This is a genomic window from Pseudomonas sp., assembly GCF_030684895.1.
Classification (GTDB): domain Bacteria; phylum Pseudomonadota; class Gammaproteobacteria; order Pseudomonadales; family Pseudomonadaceae; genus Aquipseudomonas.
This window is the reverse complement of record NZ_JAUXXP010000084.1, coordinates 88,860-101,546: the sequence shown is the minus strand read 5'-3', so window position 1 is coordinate 101,546 and position 12,687 is coordinate 88,860. Positions and strand designations below refer to the sequence as shown.

Annotated in this window: 12 protein-coding genes; 7 read left to right on the top strand and 5 right to left on the bottom strand. The window is 62.6% G+C overall.

Annotated elements, in window-relative coordinates:
* Positions 1-101 precede the first annotated feature (101 nt).
* From uvrD to Q8M42_RS18445, 5 genes are all read left to right on the top strand, one after another.
* The gene (uvrD, locus tag Q8M42_RS18465) at positions 102-2,303 is read left to right on the top strand and encodes a DNA helicase II (protein ID WP_304869826.1); all 2,202 of its coding nucleotides are present in this window, start codon (positions 102-104) and stop codon (positions 2,301-2,303) included.
* Between the two features lie 109 nt (positions 2,304-2,412).
* On the top strand, positions 2,413-3,501 hold the full coding sequence (locus Q8M42_RS18460; RefSeq protein WP_304869824.1) for a TRAP transporter substrate-binding protein: 1,089 nt from the start codon (positions 2,413-2,415) through the stop codon (positions 3,499-3,501).
* A gap of 155 nt (positions 3,502-3,656) precedes the next feature.
* Complete coding sequence (locus tag Q8M42_RS18455) at positions 3,657-4,235, top strand: TetR/AcrR family transcriptional regulator (protein WP_304869822.1); 579 nt, start codon at positions 3,657-3,659, stop codon at positions 4,233-4,235.
* Positions 4,236-4,478: 243 nt separating this feature from the next.
* Positions 4,479-5,324 carry a Tim44 domain-containing protein gene (locus tag Q8M42_RS18450; RefSeq protein ID WP_304869820.1) on the top strand — a complete coding sequence of 282 codons (846 nt, stop codon included), beginning with the start codon at positions 4,479-4,481 and terminating at the stop codon, positions 5,322-5,324.
* A gap of 133 nt (positions 5,325-5,457) precedes the next feature.
* The gene (locus tag Q8M42_RS18445) at positions 5,458-5,826 is read left to right on the top strand and encodes a VOC family protein (RefSeq protein WP_304869819.1); all 369 of its coding nucleotides are present in this window, start codon (positions 5,458-5,460) and stop codon (positions 5,824-5,826) included.
* Positions 5,827-6,056: 230 nt separating this feature from the next.
* Here the strand turns inward: Q8M42_RS18445 and Q8M42_RS18440 are convergent, their stop codons facing one another.
* On the bottom strand, positions 6,057-6,650 hold the full coding sequence (locus tag Q8M42_RS18440; RefSeq protein ID WP_304869817.1) for a hypothetical protein: 594 nt from the start codon (positions 6,648-6,650) through the stop codon (positions 6,057-6,059).
* 134 nt (positions 6,651-6,784) lie between these two features.
* Here Q8M42_RS18440 and Q8M42_RS18435 point away from each other — a divergent pair, with 134 nt between their 5' ends.
* Complete coding sequence (locus Q8M42_RS18435) at positions 6,785-7,195, top strand: SMI1/KNR4 family protein (protein WP_296218922.1); 411 nt, start codon at positions 6,785-6,787, stop codon at positions 7,193-7,195.
* 64 nt (positions 7,196-7,259) lie between these two features.
* Here Q8M42_RS18435 and Q8M42_RS18430 read toward each other — a convergent pair whose 3' ends face one another.
* The 4 genes from Q8M42_RS18430 to Q8M42_RS18415 all read right to left on the bottom strand — a co-directional run bounded on the left by Q8M42_RS18430 (position 7,260) and on the right by Q8M42_RS18415 (position 11,167).
* Positions 7,260-7,952 (bottom strand): sensor histidine kinase KdpD, encoded by a 693-nt coding sequence (locus Q8M42_RS18430; RefSeq protein WP_304869814.1) that lies wholly within the window; start codon positions 7,950-7,952, stop codon positions 7,260-7,262.
* The gene (locus Q8M42_RS18425; RefSeq protein WP_304869812.1) at positions 7,949-9,553 is read right to left on the bottom strand and encodes a tetratricopeptide repeat-containing response regulator; all 1,605 of its coding nucleotides are present in this window, start codon (positions 9,551-9,553) and stop codon (positions 7,949-7,951) included. The genes Q8M42_RS18430 and Q8M42_RS18425 overlap by 4 nt, the downstream gene beginning before the upstream one ends.
* Before the next feature lie 69 nt (positions 9,554-9,622).
* On the bottom strand, positions 9,623-10,276 hold the full coding sequence (locus tag Q8M42_RS18420; RefSeq protein WP_304869810.1) for a GntR family transcriptional regulator: 654 nt from the start codon (positions 10,274-10,276) through the stop codon (positions 9,623-9,625).
* A 120-nt stretch (positions 10,277-10,396) separates the two neighbouring features.
* Positions 10,397-11,167 (bottom strand): SDR family NAD(P)-dependent oxidoreductase, encoded by a 771-nt coding sequence (locus tag Q8M42_RS18415; protein ID WP_304869808.1) that lies wholly within the window; start codon positions 11,165-11,167, stop codon positions 10,397-10,399.
* A 122-nt stretch (positions 11,168-11,289) separates the two neighbouring features.
* Here Q8M42_RS18415 and Q8M42_RS18410 point away from each other — a divergent pair, with 122 nt between their 5' ends.
* On the top strand, positions 11,290-12,681 hold the full coding sequence (locus Q8M42_RS18410) for an aspartate aminotransferase family protein (RefSeq protein WP_304869806.1): 1,392 nt from the start codon (positions 11,290-11,292) through the stop codon (positions 12,679-12,681).
* The last annotated feature ends 6 nt before the right edge of the window (positions 12,682-12,687 follow it).

Below are 12,687 nucleotides of genomic sequence, written 5' to 3'. Positions count from 1 at the left end.
TGAGCGCGGCCACAGCCCGTCTAGCCCGCCGAGCTGACTCACCGGTCGTCCACTAAAACCCCTGGTTTGCCCTGCCTGGCGCAGCCCCCTAGAATGCCGCGATGCAAAATGATCCCGAACTCCTGATTGCCTCTCTCAATGATGCCCAGCGCCAGGCTGTTGCCGCGCGCGTGGGCCGCCAACTGGTGCTGGCCGGTGCTGGCTCCGGTAAAACCCGCGTGCTGGTGCACCGCATCGCCTGGTTGATCCAGATCGAGAATGCCTCGCCGCACAGCATCCTGTCGGTGACCTTCACCAACAAGGCCGCGGCCGAAATGCGCCACCGCATCGAGCAAATGCTCGGGCAGAGCCCGGCCGGCATGTGGGTCGGCACCTTCCACGGCCTGGCCCACCGCCTGCTGCGCGCGCACTGGCAGGAAGCCGGCCTGGCGGAAAATTTCCAGATTCTCGATTCCGACGACCAGCAACGCATCGTCAAACGGGTGATCCGCGACCTCGGCCTGGATGAACAGCGCTGGCCGCCGAAACAGGCGCAGTGGTTTATCAACGGGCAGAAGGACGAAGGCCTGCGGCCGAAGAATATCCAGCCCGGCGGCGACCTGTTCCTCGCCACCATGTTGAAAATCTATGAAGGCTACGAGGCTGCTTGCGCGCGCGCCGGGGTGATCGACTTCTCCGAGCTGCTGCTGCGCGCACTCGACTTGTGGCGCGACAAGCCGGGCCTACTGGAACACTATCAGCGGCGCTTCCGGCATATCCTGGTCGACGAATTCCAGGACACCAACGCCGTGCAGTACGCCTGGTTGCGCCTGCTCGCCAAGGGCGGTGACAGCCTGATGGTGGTCGGTGATGACGATCAGTCGATCTACGGCTGGCGTGGGGCGAAGATCGAGAACATCCAACAGTTCTCCGATGATTTTGCCGACGCCGAAGTGATCCGCCTGGAGCAGAACTACCGCTCCACGGCTGGCATCCTCAAGGCCGCCAACGCATTGATTGCCAATAATCAGGGCCGCCTCGGCAAGGAACTGTGGACCGAAGACGGCGACGGCGAGCCGATCAATCTGTATTCGGCGTTCAACGAGCACGACGAAGCGCGTTACGTGGTCGAGTCGATCGAGGACGCCCTGCGCAAAGACGGTCTCAAACGCAGCGAAATCGCCATCCTCTACCGCTCCAACGCCCAGTCGCGGGTGCTCGAAGAAGCCCTGCTGCGCGAGAAAATCCCCTACCGCATCTACGGCGGCCAGCGCTTCTTCGAGCGCGCGGAAATCAAGAACGCCATGGCCTACCTGCGCCTGCTCGACGGCCGTGGCAACGACGCGGCGCTGGAGCGGGTGATCAACGTGCCAGCGCGCGGCATCGGCGAGAAAAGCATCGAGGCAATCCGCGAGTACGCCCGCGCCCACGAGGTATCGATGTGGGGCGCGATCCACCTGATGGTCACCGCCAAAACGCTACCGGCCCGTGCCTCGGGGGCGCTGGTCGGCTTTATTGAGCTGATCAATAACCTCGCCGCCAAAGTGCTGGAGATGCCGCTGCACCTGATGACCCAGACGGTGATCGAGCAGAGCGGTTTGATTGCTTATCACAAGGCCGAGAAAGGCGAAAAAGCCCAGGCGCGCATCGAAAACCTGGAAGAACTGGTCAGCGCCGCGCGCACCTTCGACAACAACGAAGACGACGACCTCAGCCCACTGCAGGCCTTCCTCAGCCACGCCTCACTGGAAGCTGGCGACACCCAGGCGGCGGAAAACGAAGACAGCGTGCAGCTGATGACCCTGCACAGCGCCAAGGGCCTGGAATTCCCCCAGGTGTTTCTGGTGGGCATGGAAGAAGGCCTGTTCCCGCACAAGATGAGCCTGGAAGAACCCGGCCGTTTGGAAGAAGAGCGTCGCCTGGCCTACGTAGGCATCACCCGCGCCATGAGCAAGCTGGTGATCACCTACGCCGAAACGCGCCGCCTGTACGGCAGCGAGACCTACAACAAGGTGTCGCGCTTTGTCCGCGAGATTCCGCCGCAGCTGATCCAGGAAGTGCGCCTGTCCAATAGCGTCAGCCGGCCGTTTGGTGCGGTCAGCCGCAATATGGGCGGCGCAAGTAACGACAGCCACCTGTTCGCTGGCAGCGCCGTACCGGATACCGGCTTCAACCTCGGCCAGCGCGTGCAGCATTCGCTATTTGGTGAAGGCACCATCCTCAACTTCGAAGGCGCAGGCGCCCAGGCGCGGGTGCAAGTTAATTTCGAGAGCGAAGGCAGCAAGTGGCTGATGTTGAGCTACGCCAAGCTGCAGGCGCTGTAGCAACAAACCGTAGCCCGGATAAGCGCAGCGCAATCCGGGGCAGGCTCAAGGATTGTCCCGGATTGCATCCGGGCTACGGGATCAACCGTCAGACCACAAGGAAGCCACGATGAACCGCCGCCACCTCTTCACCGCTGCTGCACTGCTCGCCGCTCTCGGCCTGGCCGGTTGCAAGGAAGAACCTGCATCGCCGCAAACAACCGCCGAACCGGTGCAGACGTTCCAGTGGAAGATGGTCACCGCCTGGCCGAAGAACTATCCCGGCCTGGGCACCGCCGCCGAGCGCCTGGCCGAGCGGGTCAAGACCATGAGCAACGGCCGCCTGACCATCAAGGTGTATGCCGGTGGCGAACTGGTGCCGCCACTGGAGGTGTTCGACGCCGTGTCGCGCGGCACCGCCGAGTTGGGTCACGGCGCGGCCTATTACTGGAAGGGCAAGGTACCGGCGGCGCAGTTCTTCACCGCCGTGCCGTTCGGTCTGTCCACCAGCGAAATGAACGCCTGGCTGAGCAAGGGTGGCGGCCAGGCATTGTGGGACGAAGCCTATGCCCCCTATGGCGTAAAACCTATGGTGGTGGGCAATACCGGCATGCAGATGGGCGGCTGGTACAACAAGGAAATCAACTCGCTGGATGACCTCAAGGGCCTGAAGATCCGCATGCCAGGCCTGGGCGGCGAAGTGCTGAGCAAGCTCGGCGCGACTACCGTCAACCTGCCGGGTGGCGAAGTATTTACCGCCCTGCAGACCAACGCCATCGACGCCACCGACTGGGTCAGCCCCTACAACGACCTGGCCTTCGGCCTGCACAAAGCCGCCAAGTTCTACTACTACCCGGGCTGGCAGGAGCCCCAGGCGGTGCTCGAGTTGCTGATCAACCAGAAGGCCCTCGACAGCCTGCCGGCCGACCTGCAGGCGATCCTCAGCGAAGCCGCGCGCGCCGCCAGCCAGGACATGCTCGACGACTACGTCTACCACAACGCCCTGGCCCTGGATGAGCTGAAGCAGCAAGGCACCCTGCTCAAGCGCTTCCCCAACGAAGTGCTCGATGCCATGCAGCGCGAGTCGGCCGTAGTCCTCGGCGAACTGGCTGCACAAAGCGAGCTGAACGGGCGTATCTGGGCCTCGATGCAAGCCTTCCAGGCCCAGGTCAGCCAGATGCACCAGCTGTCGGAGAAAGAGTTGTACAACTGGCGCTGAGCCACAGCCGTAGGATGGGTTGAGCGCAGCGATACCCATCAGATCGCATTGATGGGTTACGCCGCTGCGCGGCTAACCCATCCTACGGGTTCCGTTTGTCGTTTCAGGCCGGCCCGACTGCGCTCGCCGCCCATACTGCTTGGCGAGGTGAGCCGATGAAACGCGCAACTGTTTCCGCTGCACAGATACTCGATAGCGCCCTGCAACTGGCCGATGTTTGCGGCTGGGAGCGTCTGCATCTGTTCGATGTGGCCGCCGACCTGGGGGTGGGGCTGGATGCCATCGCCGTGCATTACCGCGAGAAGGATCAGCTGGTCGAAGCCTGGTTCGACCGTGCCGACCAGGCCCTGCTGGCGCGCGGCACTGGCGCCGACCTGCTGGCGCTGGAACCCGCCAAACGCCTGGAAGAACTGCTGATTGCCTGGCTCGACGGCCTGGCCGCGCACCGTGCCGTCAGCGGGCAGATGCTGCTGTACAAGCTCGAACCCGGGCATATCCATCTGCAGATTGGCGGCCTGCTGCGCATCAGCCGCACCGTGCAGTGGTGGCGTGAAGCGGCGCGGCGGGAAACCCTGCACCTGTGCCGTATCGCCGAGGAAAGCCTGCTGACCAGTGTGTACCTGCGCTGCTTTATCCACTGGCTGCGCCACCCCGAGGAAGACCCCGCCGACTTCCGCGCCCTGCTGCGCCGGCAGTTACGCTGCGGGCCACTGCTGGTGCTGCTACGCCAATAGCCCATCTCCTGACGGGTAGGTTGGCGCTGAGCACAGCGAAGCCCAACGACGTTGTCCGACCTGACTTCGGCGGTATGTATGCCATCGCCCCGTTGGGCTTCGTCGCTGCGCGCCTCAACCCAACCTACGGCAGCCATGCGCATAGCGCACGGGCAAAAGCCGGAAACATTCTATGGCTAGCCAGCGGCGACCATGGCGGGCAAGATGCCGCGCGTAGATCCAATCACCAAGAGACAGCTAACCATGCAGCGTTTCCTTAGCATCGCCCTGGCCATGTTCCTCAGCCTGGGACTGACCACCATGAGTTTCGACGCCGAAGCCAAGCGACTGGGCGGCGGCAAATCCTTCGGTTCCGCGCCAAGCCATCAGGCTCGCCAGGCACCAGCCCAGCAATCTGCTGCACCGGCTGCCGCTGGTCGCCAACCTGCTGCTGCCAGCGGCGCCTCGCGCTGGTTGGGCCCATTGGCCGGTCTGGCTGCAGGTGGTCTGCTGGCCTCGATGTTTATGGGTGACGGCTTTGAAGGCCTGCAGATCATGGACATGCTGATCTTCGGCCTGATCGCCTTCCTGCTGTTCCGCTTCCTCGCCGCCCGTCGTCAGCAAGCCAGCCCGGCGACTGCCAACGGCGCGCCAATGCAGCGTGAAATGCCAGCGGCTCCAGCCTCGATCTTCGGTGGCAGCAGCGCTGCAGCCGCGATCAAGCCGGTGATCAACGCCCCAGCCTGGTTCAACGAGCAGAGCTTTATCAACGCCGGTCGCGAGCACTTCCTCAGCCTGCAGCAGCACTGGGATGCCAACGAGATGGACAAGATCGGCGAGTTCGTCACCCCGCAGCTGCTGGAATTCCTCAGCCGCGAACGTGCCGACCTGGGCGATGGCTTCCAGTCCACCTACGTCGACAACCTCGACGTACAGCTGGATGGTGTCGATGACCTCAGCGACAAGACCGTCGCCACCCTGACCTTTACCGGTGTGGCCAAAACCTCGCGCTTCGACCAAGGCGAAGTGTTCAGCGAAAGCTGGCGCCTGGAGCGTGCCGTCGGTGACAACCAGCCGTGGCTGGTGGCCGGTATCCGCCAGAACGGTTAATACCTGCGGCAATAAAGCAAACCCGGGCAAGCCCCGGGTTTTCTTTGCCCATCATTCAGCAAACGCATGGGCTGGCGCCAGATCCACTCAAGGTGCAATCTGCACCTAGCTTAACCACCACGAGGACTGAGCAATGATCGGATACACCACGGTTGGCACCACTGATATGGAAAAGGCCAAGGCGTTCTACACCCCCTTGCTGGCTGAAATGGGTGCCAAGATGGTCATGGATATGGGCCGCATCGCCTTCTACGGCATCGCCAAGGGTCAGCCGATGTTTGCCGTCTGCCTGCCCTATGACAAGCAAGCGCCTACCCCAGGCAATGGTCAGATGATCGCCCTGCCCGGCGGCTCACGCGAAGGTGTGGACAAGCTCTACGCCAAGGCCATCGAACTGGGGGCAAGCTGTGAAGGGGCGCCCGGCGAGCGCATACCAGGCTTCTACGGCGCCTATTTCCGCGATCTGGATGGCAATAAGCTGGCCTTCTACCAAATGGGCTAGGAACCTGCTTACGATCTGCTGCGCGTCGGCCCTGCTGCGTTAAAAACAGGCTCCGCAAGCCGCTTGCGGCTAACGCGCTTTAGCGCGGCCCGAAGGGCGAGTGAAACGAGTAATGCTCATGTACAACTCGTACACTCCGCGTCCTCGCCGCTTTGACCAGCCGGAGGCTGTTACTAACGTAGCGCCTTGCATGGCTCTAGCTCGCAAGATCGTAAACAGATTCCAAGGCATTAGCCCGGATCGACGCTGGTGCCCGGCGGTTTGGCCGCCGCGGCAGGCTGCTGGGCTTTTTCACCCCAGGCCTGGATATCCTCGCTGCGTTTGCGGCTGTTGAGTTGGGCGCGGTCAAGCGCTTCCTCGTAATGCGCCAGCCAGCTGCGTGAGCCCGGCAGCATATTGGCCAAATCGCGCATACCGACCTTCAAGCCTTGCATCACCTGCTGATAATCACGCTCCTGAGCCTGCAACACCTTGCTCACTTCACCGATGCTGTCCGGGTTCTCCACGCGCTCGAACATTCCGGTCAACTGCGATGCCTGCTGACTGGCCAGCAGTTCTTCCTGATTGCTCAACGCGGTCTGCTGCACCGCCAGTTGCTGCTCAAGCCGCAGGATCTGCTTTTCCAGCGCCTGAATACGCGGCTCGTCACCCGCACTGAACGCGCTGTGGATATTCAGCCCGACCGAAACCAGCATCAGACTACCCAGTACCCCGGCCAGTGCCAGGATAAACAGGCGGTTGCGCTTGCCAGCGGTGGTCAGCAGTTGCAGCCGCTCTTCCTCGCTGAGTGCACCGTCTTCGGACTCTTGCGTTTGACTTTTCATGACTCGACCAGTTTATGACGTTCAAAAATTGACGCACTGTTCATCTGCACAATAGCACTGTGCCAGCTTTTTGCTTAGACCCGTCTAGGGTATAAGACGCTCCCGTATACCCCGTAATAAATGAGGCAGACACCGTGGAAGAAGTCATCGAACAGTTGCGCGAACTCAACGAGCCGGTGCCCGTCCCGCTGGAGTTGCCGGAAGAAGAAACCCTGGTGGAGATTCAGGAGCAAATCCTGATCCACCTGCCCTTCGCCCTGCGTGAATACCTGCTGCAGGTCAGTGATGTGGTCTACGGCCGCCTGGAACCGGTGACTGCCAGCGATCCGCAATCGCACACCTACCTGCCGGAAGTCGCCGCCACCGCCTGGTCCCTCGGCGTGCCGCGCGAGTTCGTGCCGCTGTGCGAAGACCACGGCAACTACTACGTGGTGGAAGAAGACGGCACCGTGCTGCTGTGGGAAGCGGAAACCGGCGAAGTCAACGAAGACGAAACCTGGGAGTCGGTCTGGCACTGGGTGCGCGACGTCTGGCTGGAAAGCTAAAGACTTTTACGATCTGCTGCGCGTCGGCCCTGCGGCGTTACCACGACGCAGAGCCGCAGTCGCTTCAGGGCAGATAAATCCTAAACACCCCGCCACCCAGCGGTGCGCCGTTGGCCAGTTCGATATGGCCGCGCACGCCATTGCGTTCGTGCAGTTCGGCGATGCGTCCGGCGAAGTACAGGCCCAGGCCGGTGCTGCCGGTGCTGTGTTTCAGGCCGAGGACGTAGTTGGATTGCTGGCTGAGCATCTCCTGCGGGTAGCCCTGGCCGTCGTCACAGATTGCCAGCACCAGTTTGCCGTTCTCTTCCCAGGCCTGAATCAGCAGGGCGCTGTGGGCGTAGCGGATGGAGTTAGTGACGATATTGGCGACCACCGAGCCGAGCAGTTCTTCATCGAAGAAGCCCATCAGATCGAAGCTTTCCACCTCGCACCGCGCGCTGATCTGCCGGCTGTGCAGCACCTCGAAGTGCCGCGCTAGCTGCGCCTGAAGAAAATCCTCGACCTCGTGATAACCGGGGCGCATGGGCAGCTGGTTGACGCCGAGCTTATACAGACCGAGCAGCTGCACCAGCATGCCGTTGAGACGGGCAAACTCGTACTCAATCACGCCCTGCTCGCTGGCCTGTTGCTGCTCGGGCGGCAGCTGCGCCTGCCACTGCCCATGGGCGCGGGTGAGCATGGCCAGGGAGTTTTTCATGTCGTGCACGGTGGAGGCGATTACCGTGGAGAAATCCAACCCGCCGGGGGAATCACTCATTGGCCAGTCGCCCGCCGCTGCAGCTGCTGGTAACGCGCATGCCGGGCATCCGTTTCGGGCATCTGGCTGACCACCTCCAGGCAGCGTCGGCATTCTTCCAATAGAGCCGGCGACATCTCACCACCCGCCGACTGCAGCAACGATTGCGCGGTATTGAGGGCGATGCTGATGTTCTTCGGCTGCAAGGCAAACGCCTGACGGAATAGCCGGAGCGCCTCGTCGAACTGCTTCTGCTGGTAGCAGCGCACGCCCTGACGGTTGAGCTCCACGGCCTCTTTGCCGCCGGAGAGAATCTCGGTGTTGTCGGTCTGCCGAGCGACGCCCTGCATCACCTGCGGATCGTCGCCGTAAACCTCGACACAGCTTTTCAGCAGCGCGTCACTGGCTGCCGTCTGGCCCAACGCACGCAGCTGGCTGGCGACGTTAAGTGCGGTATCGGCGGCAAACAGCTGCGGCAGTTTTTCCATCGCCGCAGCGGCTTCGGCGGCCAGTTGTGCGGCGCGCTTGGGTTCACCGGATTTATTCAGGCTGCTGGCCAGGGCCAGGCGTGAACGCACTTGCACGTTGGGGTCATTGGCGTAGGTCTTGTCCAGCTCACCCAGGGCCTGGCTGACTTCAATCTGCAGGCGCTTGTCCAGCGTGCCATCGCCGGCTTGAGCGGTAATCGCCTGGGCCAGGCCGAGGTAGTTTTCCGGGCTTTTGAACTTGGAGGTGCGGCCCTGCTCCATGGCCTGTCGATAGGCTTTGCCGGCGCTGTCAAAGTCCTGGTTATCCAGGGCCAGTTTGCCCAGCTGCATCTGCCGGCGAATCGCCAGCGGGGCAAGTTTCACCGCATCTTCCAGAGCCTGCTGAGCGCGTTGGCTTTCGCCCTGGGCCAACAGCACGGCGGCCAGGCCGTCGTACAGTGCCGGCATCATCGGGAACAGCTGCAAACCCTGCTCGTAGAGACTTTGCGCGCGGCTCAGCTCGCCGCGTTTGTGCAGCAGACTGGCCAGCGCCACCTGCGCCCAGGGCAATGGCCGTTCGGCCAATACCCCATTGAGCAACTGCTGCAGCTCATCCAGCCGGCCCAGCTCGCGCAGCGCCGTGGCCTGGTAGCGCTGACACAGCGGCAGGTAACGTTTGTCCTGCTGGCTGAGGGTTTTGCAGGCATCCAGCACGGCGGCCGAGTCCTGTTTGTCGAGGCCCTGAAGAATGCCCTTGAGCGCGGTCTTGCGCTCGACCAGCTTGTCCAGGCGCTGATCGAGACTGGCGCGGTTGAACGGCTTGGTCAGGTAGGCATCGGGCTCGTGCTCCAGGGCGCTGAGCACCATGGCCTGGCTGCTTTCGGCAGTGACCATGACGAAGATGCACTGATGGCTGATCAGCTTGCCGGCGATCAGCTCTTCCAGCACTTGCTGGCCATTCTTGCCGCCGCCCAGGTTGTAGTCATGCAGGATGATGTCGTAGCGCTTGTTGCGGCACATGCTCAGGGCTTCTTCGCCGCGGTCGGCAGTGTCCACATCACGCGCGCCCATATCGCGCAGCATAGCTTTCAACGAGCTGCGAAAGTCGGTGAAATCATCGACGATCAGGATGCGTTTACTGCCGTAATCCAGCATTGAAGAGCCCTTGTACTGTCGTCTCAGAATCGCATCAGTGTAGTTGTCGGCACACCCGCTGCCAGCCTCTCAGCGTTGGGCCGGTTCCAGGTCAAGCAGATTGAGCAGGAAGCGCGCGAAGTAGGTCAGGTCCTGCTCCATGGCCTGACGCGCGGCCTTGGCGTTACCGGCTGCGATGGCGGCAAAGGCCTCCTCGTGGAAGTCATTAAGGCGCAGCGATAGATCAGCGCCAGTAAACAACTGGTTGAAGAACGGCCCGACCTGCAGCCACAGCGACTCGATTGAGCGCAGCAACACCGGGTTGCCGCAGGCGCTGTAGAGGTGCAGGTGAAACTGGCTGTTGGCATCCAGATAGGCCTGCACCTGGCGCTGCTCGATGGCCTGATCCATGCGCGCCACGCAATCGCGCAACTCGGCCAGATCGGCCGGGGTCAGGCGCGGGGTGGCCAGCTCTACAGCCAGGCCTTCCAGGCCCAAGCGCACCTGAAAGATATTCTGGTAACGCTCGCGGGTCATCGGCGGCACGCGCACCGAGCGCTGCGGTTCGCCTTCCAGCGCGCCCTCGGCCACCAGTCGCTGCAAGGCGGCGCGTACCGGCATCGGGCTGGTGCCCCACTCGGCGGCGAGATCACGGATTTTCAAGCGCTCGCCGGGCTGGAAACGCCCCGCCAGCAGGCTTTCACGAATACGTTGGTAGAGCTGATCCTGCAGATTGTCGGCCATGGTGGTTCAGCCCCGTAGCGGTGGCGCGGGGAGTTGGGCGAGGGTCAGCGAGCAGTTATGCATGGACGTTCCTTATATTGAAGACGGCCGCACTAGAGCGGCGCAATGAATTCTAATGGCTCACGGAGCCTTGTTCTCGATCAGGCAGTTACCACCGTCGACAATAAGGACTTCACCGGTGATATAGCTGGCCTCGGGCGAAGCCAAAAAGGCCACCGCTGCCGCCACCTCCTCAGGCCGGCCAGCACGGCGCATCGGCGTGTACTCAGCCGCGTGGCGCTCCTCCTCGGTGCTGGAACCGGTAGCGATCCAGCCCGGCGCCACACTGTTGACCGTAATACCCTGCTTGGCCACTTCCAGCGCCAGACCCATGGACAGGCCAAGCATACCGGCCTTGGCCGCACTGTAGGCCGCCTCGCCTGGGTTGCTGCCGCGGGTGCCGGTGGTCGAGCTGATATTGACGATGCGCCCGTAGCCGCGTGCACGCATGCCCGGCAGCACCGCACGAGTGAGCAGAAAAGCAGTGCCGAGGTTGCGCGCGATGGACAGGTTCCAGGTCGCCAGGTTCATGTCCGCCAACTCGGCAAACGGCTCGGGGCTGCCCTGCATGGCCATGCCGGCATTGTTCACCAGAATGTCGATCTGCCCCCACTGCGCCTGCGCCCAATCGAGCAATTCGGCGACCTGCTGCTCATCGGTCAGGTCAGCCGCGCGGCCGCGTGCTTGAATACCTTCAGCACACAACTCGGCGACCCGTTGCTCGACCCGCGCACTGCTGGCAGTCAGCAACACCCGCGCACCGGCACGGCCTAGACGGCGAGCGATGGCTAGGCCAATACCCGATTCACTGCCCGCGCCGCTGATCAACGCGACTTGCTGTTGAAAGACCATTGTGCAATATCCTGTGATCACAAATATGGCGATAATCTAGCAATAAAGCCTGATCAAACCAATGCTTGAGTTTTCTGTGATCACAAAATAGCATGTGCAGATATTCGAACGAGGTGTTCAACATGACTGCCAGTGGTATCAGCCCATCCGCCGTAGCAACCTTCGCCAGCCGTGAGCGCGAGCGTTTTATTGCGCGTAACCCGAAATCCGTGGCCTTGGCCGAACGCGCGCGCAACTCGCTGTATGGCGGCGTACCGATGCACTGGATGGCCGACTGGTCGACACCGGTGCCGCTGTTTGTCGAGCGGGCCAAGGGCGCGCGCTTCTATGACGTCGACGGTCATGAGTACATCGACTTCTGCCTGGGCGACACCGGCACCATGTTCGGCCACTCGCCGGACCCGATCGCCAAGGCCATTGCCGAGCAAGGCAACAACGGCCTGACCACCATGTTGCCGGGCGAAGACGCCATCGTCTGCGGCGAGCTGCTGGCCGCGCGCTTTGGTCTGCCGTTCTGGCAGGTCACGGCCACCGCCACCGACTCCAACCGCTACGTGCTGCGCTGGGCGCGCGCGATTACCGAGCGCAAGACCCTGCTGGTGTTCGACGGCTGCTACCACGGCACCGTGGATGACGTGATGGTGCGCTGCATCGACGGCGCAACCGTGCCGCGCTCCGGCCTGCTCGGCCAGGCCTATGACCTGACCGAGTACAGCCGCTCGATCCCGTTCAACGATGTGGCCGCGCTGGAAGCTGCACTGGCCCAGGGCGACGTGTGCGCCCTGCTCTGTGAGCCGGCGATGACCAATATCGGCATGGTCCTGCCCGAGCCGGGCTTTATGCAGCAATGCCGCGAGCTGACCCGTAAATACGGTGCGTTGCTGATCATCGACGAGACCCACACCATCTCCACCGACATGGGTGGCTGCACCAAACTCTGGAACCTCGACCCGGACTTTTTCGTGGTCGGCAAACCGATTGCCGGCGGCGTGCCGTGCGGCATCTTTGGCTGCAGCGCAGCGATGGCCGATGCCATGACCGCCGCCCGCAAACGCGCCAGCGAAGGCAGCCATGGCCACGGCCACAGCGGCATGGGCACCACCCTGTCGGCCAACGCCCTGGCCATGCACTGCATGCGTGCCAACCTGGAACAGGTGATGACCGAGGCCGCTTACGCGCACATGCTGCCGCTGGCCAAGCGCCTGGCCGATGGCTTCCGCTCGCTGATCGGCAAGCACGACCTGAAGTGGTCGGTGACCGAGCTGGGCGCACGCAGCGAGTTCCAGTTCTGTCCGGTATCACCGAAGACTGGCGCCCAGGCTGAAGCGGCATTTCACGATGAACTGCAGATGGCCCTGCACCTCTACCTGATCAACCGCGGCATCCTGATCACCCCATTCCACAATATGACCCTGTGCTGCCCGAGCACCACGGCAGACGATGTGGACAAGCTGATCGGCATGCTCGACCAGGCCCTGACCGAGCTGCTGGCCATCCCCGGCGCCCGCGAGTAATACATC

Excerpts from the sequence above, each read along its gene's own strand:
- uvrD (WP_304869826.1), top strand. The coding sequence starts at position 102 with ATGCAAAATGATCCCGAACTCCTGATTGCCTCTCTCAATGATGCCCAG.
- Q8M42_RS18460 (WP_304869824.1), top strand. The coding sequence starts at position 2,413 with ATGAACCGCCGCCACCTCTTCACCGCTGCTGCACTGCTCGCCGCTCTC.
- Q8M42_RS18455 (WP_304869822.1), top strand. The coding sequence starts at position 3,657 with ATGAAACGCGCAACTGTTTCCGCTGCACAGATACTCGATAGCGCCCTG.
- Q8M42_RS18450 (WP_304869820.1), top strand. The coding sequence starts at position 4,479 with ATGCAGCGTTTCCTTAGCATCGCCCTGGCCATGTTCCTCAGCCTGGGA.
- Q8M42_RS18445 (WP_304869819.1), top strand. The coding sequence starts at position 5,458 with ATGATCGGATACACCACGGTTGGCACCACTGATATGGAAAAGGCCAAG.
- Q8M42_RS18440 (WP_304869817.1), bottom strand. The coding sequence starts at position 6,650 with ATGAAAAGTCAAACGCAAGAGTCCGAAGACGGTGCACTCAGCGAGGAA.
- Q8M42_RS18430 (WP_304869814.1), bottom strand. The coding sequence starts at position 7,952 with ATGAGTGATTCCCCCGGCGGGTTGGATTTCTCCACGGTAATCGCCTCC.
- Q8M42_RS18425 (WP_304869812.1), bottom strand. The coding sequence starts at position 9,553 with ATGCTGGATTACGGCAGTAAACGCATCCTGATCGTCGATGATTTCACC.
- Q8M42_RS18420 (WP_304869810.1), bottom strand. The coding sequence starts at position 10,276 with ATGGCCGACAATCTGCAGGATCAGCTCTACCAACGTATTCGTGAAAGC.
- Q8M42_RS18415 (WP_304869808.1), bottom strand. The coding sequence starts at position 11,167 with ATGGTCTTTCAACAGCAAGTCGCGTTGATCAGCGGCGCGGGCAGTGAA.
- Q8M42_RS18410 (WP_304869806.1), top strand. The coding sequence starts at position 11,290 with ATGACTGCCAGTGGTATCAGCCCATCCGCCGTAGCAACCTTCGCCAGC.